General features: G+C 75.3%; 3 protein-coding genes and 1 pseudogene. 2 read left to right on the forward strand and 2 right to left on the reverse strand.

What is annotated here, in order from left to right:
- Together GTW40_RS11130 and GTW40_RS11135 are read right to left on the reverse strand one after the other, a co-directional pair.
- Positions 1 to 2,056: DUF5682 family protein (locus GTW40_RS11130; protein ID WP_343245660.1), on the reverse strand; the 2,056-nt coding region annotated here is incomplete at its 3' end.
- The gene (locus GTW40_RS11135) at positions 2,053 to 3,207 is read right to left on the reverse strand and encodes an AAA family ATPase (RefSeq protein ID WP_161180008.1); all 1,155 of its coding nucleotides are present in this window, start codon (positions 3,205 to 3,207) and stop codon (positions 2,053 to 2,055) included. The genes GTW40_RS11135 and GTW40_RS11130, both read right to left, overlap by 4 nt.
- 132 nt (positions 3,208 to 3,339) lie before the next feature.
- Between GTW40_RS11135 and GTW40_RS11140 the strand changes: the two genes are divergently transcribed.
- Both GTW40_RS11140 and GTW40_RS11145 read left to right on the forward strand, forming a co-directional pair.
- Positions 3,340 to 4,479 (forward strand): hypothetical protein, encoded by a 1,140-nt coding sequence (locus GTW40_RS11140; protein WP_161180009.1) that lies wholly within the window; start codon positions 3,340 to 3,342, stop codon positions 4,477 to 4,479.
- A gap of 26 nt (positions 4,480 to 4,505) precedes the next feature.
- Positions 4,506 to 4,702 (forward strand): annotated as a pseudogene (locus tag GTW40_RS11145) (hypothetical protein); the annotation flags it as partial.

Raw genomic sequence — 4,702 nt, forward strand, 5'->3', positions numbered from 1 at the left:
GTGAGGCAGGGTGTTGGGGATGGTCGGGGGGCGGAAGGTCAGGGTGTTGGGGGTGGCCGGGGGGCCGAAGGTCAGGGGATTGGGGACGGTCGGCGCGCCGAGGATCAGGGGGTTCAAGAGCTTCAAGGGGTTCAGGGTGGTCGGCGCGTCCCGGGTGGTCGGCCCGCGGGGGCCGGTCGGCTTCCGGCATCCCCCCGGCCGCCTCGCCCCCGCCCCGCGTCTCGGACAGCAAGGCGACCGCCCCGTGCGCCGCGTCCACATGCCCCCGCATCTCGTGCGCCGCGTCCGCGTCCAGCCCGGCGCAGGCCGCGGGCAGGCCGACGAAGACGCGGTCGGCCAGGCCGGTGGCGACGTCAGCGAGCGCGCCGATGTCGGTGCCGCGTACGTCGCCGTAGCGGAGGGAGCGGACCAGTGCGGGGAGGGCCTGGGCGAGGTGGCTCACGTCGGAGTCGAGGGCCGCGCGGTCGGTCAGCACCCGCATGACCACGGGGAGGGCGTCCGGCAGCCCGGCGAGCAGGCAGAGTTCGGCCAGCGCCGTGACGTCGGCGAGGGAACGGGCGGCGATCGCGTCCGACTCCGCCTTGGCCGTCGCGGCGCCGAGGACGGTGGTGCCCCACACACCCGCCTCGGCCGCCTTCACCGCCAACTCGGGCTCCCAGCGCAGCCGCCAGGTCTCCCGGAAGGTGCCTGTGCTCCCCCGTGACGTGGTGGGTTCGCCCCAGCCGACGCCGAGCAGCCGCAGCCGGTGCAGCAGCCTGCCGCGCGCGGCGTCGGTGTCCTTGCGCAGGTCCAGCTCCAACTCCCGCTCCGCCGCCTCCGGCTTGAGCCGCAACCGGCGCTGCTCCCGGGCGAGGTCCCGCTGCAACGGCACCGCGGGCGCCGACTCGGGTACCTCCCCGAGCACGTCCCCGACCACCAGCCGGTCGTACACCAGGGACAGCGGCACGTCCGAGCCGTCGCACATCACCGCGCGCACGGCGTCGGTGGTCTCGCTCAGGCCGGGCAGCGGGCGGCCGCGCAGCACGGCGAGGGTCTCGGCCAGCCGGACCGACTCGATGACGTGCGCGGGGGACACGAGCCGGTCCTCCTCCCGCAGCAGCCCCGCCACCTTGGTCAGCCACCGCTCGACCGGCCGGTCCGGTGCCCGGAACAGATGGGCGTACCAGCCCGGCGAGTCGATCCCCGCCCCGTAGCCGCTGAAGCGCGCGAGACGGCGGTGTGTCCAGGGCACCCAGGTCAGCTCGGCCTTGGTCTTGGGCAGCCCCTTCAGCAGTGCCCGGTCGGCGGCGACGGTGACCTTGTCCCGCAGCGCGGGCACGTGCCACGCCCCGCACACCACCGCCACCGCGTCCCCGAACTCCCGTCGCGCCGCTCGCAGTTGGAGTCGCATATACGCCTCCCGCACCTGGTCACCTGCGTGCCCCGTATCCCCGTACCGCTCACGCAGCGCCCCCATCGCCTCCTCCAGCGCGGCGAACGGCGCGAAGGGGTCGCCCGCTCCCCCGCCGCCCCGGTGCTCGATCACGTCCTCCCACCAGCGCTCGGGGTCGTCGTACCCGGCGGCGTCGGCGAGCACGGCAAGCGGATCGAGGCGTGCGCCCTCGGGTGGCCCGAGATCAGCACCGGGCTCGGTGCCGGGTCCGGGTCCGGGACCTGGCTCGGCGTCGGCCCCCTCCTCGCGCCCCACCCCGCCTTCCGGCTCCCCCGCCCCGGCCAGGGTGTGCGCGGCCGGCAAGTCGATGAACCGGACCGGCACCTCCCGCTCGACAGCCCACCGGATCGCCACCCACTCCGGGCTGAACTCGGCCAGCGGCCAGAACGCCGAGCGGCCTGGCTCGTCCACGGCATGGGCGAGCAGCGCGACCGGTGGTCGCAGGCCGGGGTCGGCGGCGAGCGGGACCAGCGGGTCGGCCTCGGGCGGCCCCTCGATCAGGACGACGGCGGGCCGGGCCGCGTCCAGCGCCGCCCGGACGGCACGCGCGGAGCCGGGCCCGTGATGCCGTACCCCCAGCAGCAGCGGCCCGGCCGCGAACGCCCCGCCGCTCACCTCGTTCACGCGCCCACCTCGCGGCAGGCCCGGTAGAAGTCGGTCCAGCCGTCGCGCTCGCGTACGACCGTCTCCAGGTACTCCTGCCAGATGACTCGGTCGGCCGCCGGATCGCGGACGACGGCGCCGAGGATGCCCGCGGCCACGTCCCCGGCGCGCAGCACACCGTCGCCGAAGTGGGCCGACAGGGCGAGGCCGCTGGTGACGACGGAGATCGCCTCGGCCGTCGACAGGGTGCCGCTCGGCGACTTGAGCCTGGTCCGGCCGTCGCCGGTGACACCCTCGCGCAGCTCGCGGAAGACGGTGACGACGCGGCGGATCTCGTCCAGACCGTCGGGCGCGGCCGGGAGATCCAGCGAGCGGCCGAGCTGCTCGACCCGGCGCGTGACGATGTCCACCTCGGCCTCGGCGGTCTCCGGCAGCGGCAGCACGACCGTGTTGAAACGGCGGCGCAGCGCGCTGGAGAGGTCGTTCACGCCCCGGTCGCGGTCGTTGGCGGTGGCGATGAGGTTGAACCCCTGCACGGCCTGGACCTCCTCCCCCAACTCCGGGATCGGCAGGGTCTTCTCGGAGAGGATCGTGATCAGGCTGTCCTGGACGTCGGCCGGGATGCGGGTCAGCTCCTCGACGCGGGCCGTCCTGCCCTCGGACATGGCGCGCATGACCGGGCTCGGCACGAGCGCCTCGCGGCTGGGGCCGTGGGCGAGCAGCCGGGCGTAGTTCCAGCCGTAGCGGATCGCCTCCTCCGGCGTGCCCGCCGTGCCCTGCACCAGCAGGGTCGAGTCGCCGCTGACGGCGGCGGCCAGGTGCTCCGACACCCAGGTCTTGGCCGTGCCGGGCACGCCGAGCAGGAGCAGGGCGCGGTCGGTGGCGAGGGTGGTGACGGCGACCTCGACCATGCGGCGCGGGCCGACGTACTTGGGGGTTATGACCGTGCCGTCGGGCAGCGTGCCGCCGAGTAGATAGGTGGCGACGGCCCAGGGCGACAGCTTCCAGCGGGCCGGGCGCGGCCGGTCGTCGTGGGCGGCCAGCGCGGCGAGTTCGGCCGCGAAGGCGTCCTCGGCGTGCGGACGCAACACCTGGTCGCGGTGCGGCGCGACGGGCGGCACGGCGGTCGTTTCGGCAGTCGGTTCGGCGGTCGTCCCCGTGGACACAGACATGGCTGAGGCCCCCTTCGGCTCGGCCGGTCGGCGAGCTGGATCCACCATGCAGCACGCCACTGACAACCGCTCCGGCCTGTGGATAACTCGGCCGCGGGCCGATTGTCAGTGGCGGGATCTACCGTCGTTGGCATGACTCAGCAGGGGGTGCGCCGGCCTGCGGATCGGGTGTCTGCCCTGGCACCTGACGCCGCGTCGTGCAGAACGGGAAGCGGACTCGACGAGCGCACGGAGGAACGGACGGCGAAGGAGAGAGAAGAGGAGAAGCAGGCATCGGGCGGCCCGGCCGACCCCGAGGCGGCCCGGCGCCGGGCCGAGCGCCGGGAGCAGCGGGTGACGGCGGGCGTGACCGAGTTGGAGCAGCGCCTCGCGGACCTGCTGCGCGGCGGCCTGGCCTCGGCCGAGCAGGCGGGGTACGCGTGGTGGGACGAGACGGCCGCCCGCATGGTCGACGCGCAGGCACCCGGACTCGCCGCGAAGACAAGGGAGTTGGGTGCGATACCCGCCTCCGGACCGGGTTGGCCCGCCCGGCTCCTGGAGGAGTGCGCGCTGCTGCACCTCCTCGCCCAGGGCTGGCTGCGCCGCGACCGGCTGCCGGACGCCCTCGCGGCCACGGTCCGCTCCCGGATCGGCCTGCCCGCCTCCGCCGACGGCCCACCGCTGCGCGACCGCTGGCTGGTCCTCGCCCAGTACGACACGGCCGATCCGAAGCTGACGGTCCGCCGCATATGGCTGCACGGCACCGACTCCGGCCGCACCCGGCTGCTCCTCTCCTACGGCGCCGCCGGGCGCGCCCCCGAGCTGTCCCTCCCGGTCGGCCACACCCTGGAGGCGGACCTGACCGTCTTCCCTGGCGCGGGACAGCTCCGCGCCGCGCTGGGCGAGCGGTACGCCCCGCCCGCCCCGGCCACCACCCGCCCCGAGGGACTGTCCACGGCGCAGGCGATGGCCCGCTACGGCGACGCGTTGCGCGATGACCCCTGGCTCGACACGGTCCCCGTCACGCTGGAGGGCGTCGTACCGGTGCCGGACGAGCGCCCGGGCGCCTGGCAACTGACCGACATGGAAGGAGAAGAGGACTCGAAGACCGACCCAACAGCCGACGCCGCCCTCCCCCTGACCCCGGCGTTCCTCGCCCGCCCCGGCCTCTGGCGGCTGATCGCCCTCTCCGGCGGCACTCCCCTCACCGTCTTCGGCGAGCTGGGCCACCGAGGCTTCACCCCCCTCACGGCCTGGCCCGCGCACCCCGGCGCCCCGGTGACGCTGCACTGACCCCGCCCACACGGAAGGGAACCCTGATGCACGAGACGACGGCCACCACCGCACCTTCCTGGGACGACCTCCTCACCACCGCCCTGCTCGGCACCGACCGCCGCCCCGTCCCCACGAACAACGCCGGACGCCAGGCGCCCCTGGCCCTCCTCGACGCCGCCGCCATGGCGACCGTCCGACGCCGGGCCGGACTGCGCGCCGGACCCCCCGCACCCCGCCCGGA

This window comes from Streptomyces sp. SID4985, assembly GCF_009863025.1.
GTDB lineage: Bacteria > Actinomycetota > Actinomycetes > Streptomycetales > Streptomycetaceae > Streptomyces.

Bases quoted from the DNA above. Each gene is read 5' to 3' on its own strand.
- GTW40_RS11135 (WP_161180008.1), bottom strand. From the start codon at position 3,207: ATGTCTGTGTCCACGGGGACGACCGCCGAACCGACTGCCGAAACGACC.
- GTW40_RS11140 (WP_161180009.1), top strand. From the start codon at position 3,340: ATGACTCAGCAGGGGGTGCGCCGGCCTGCGGATCGGGTGTCTGCCCTG.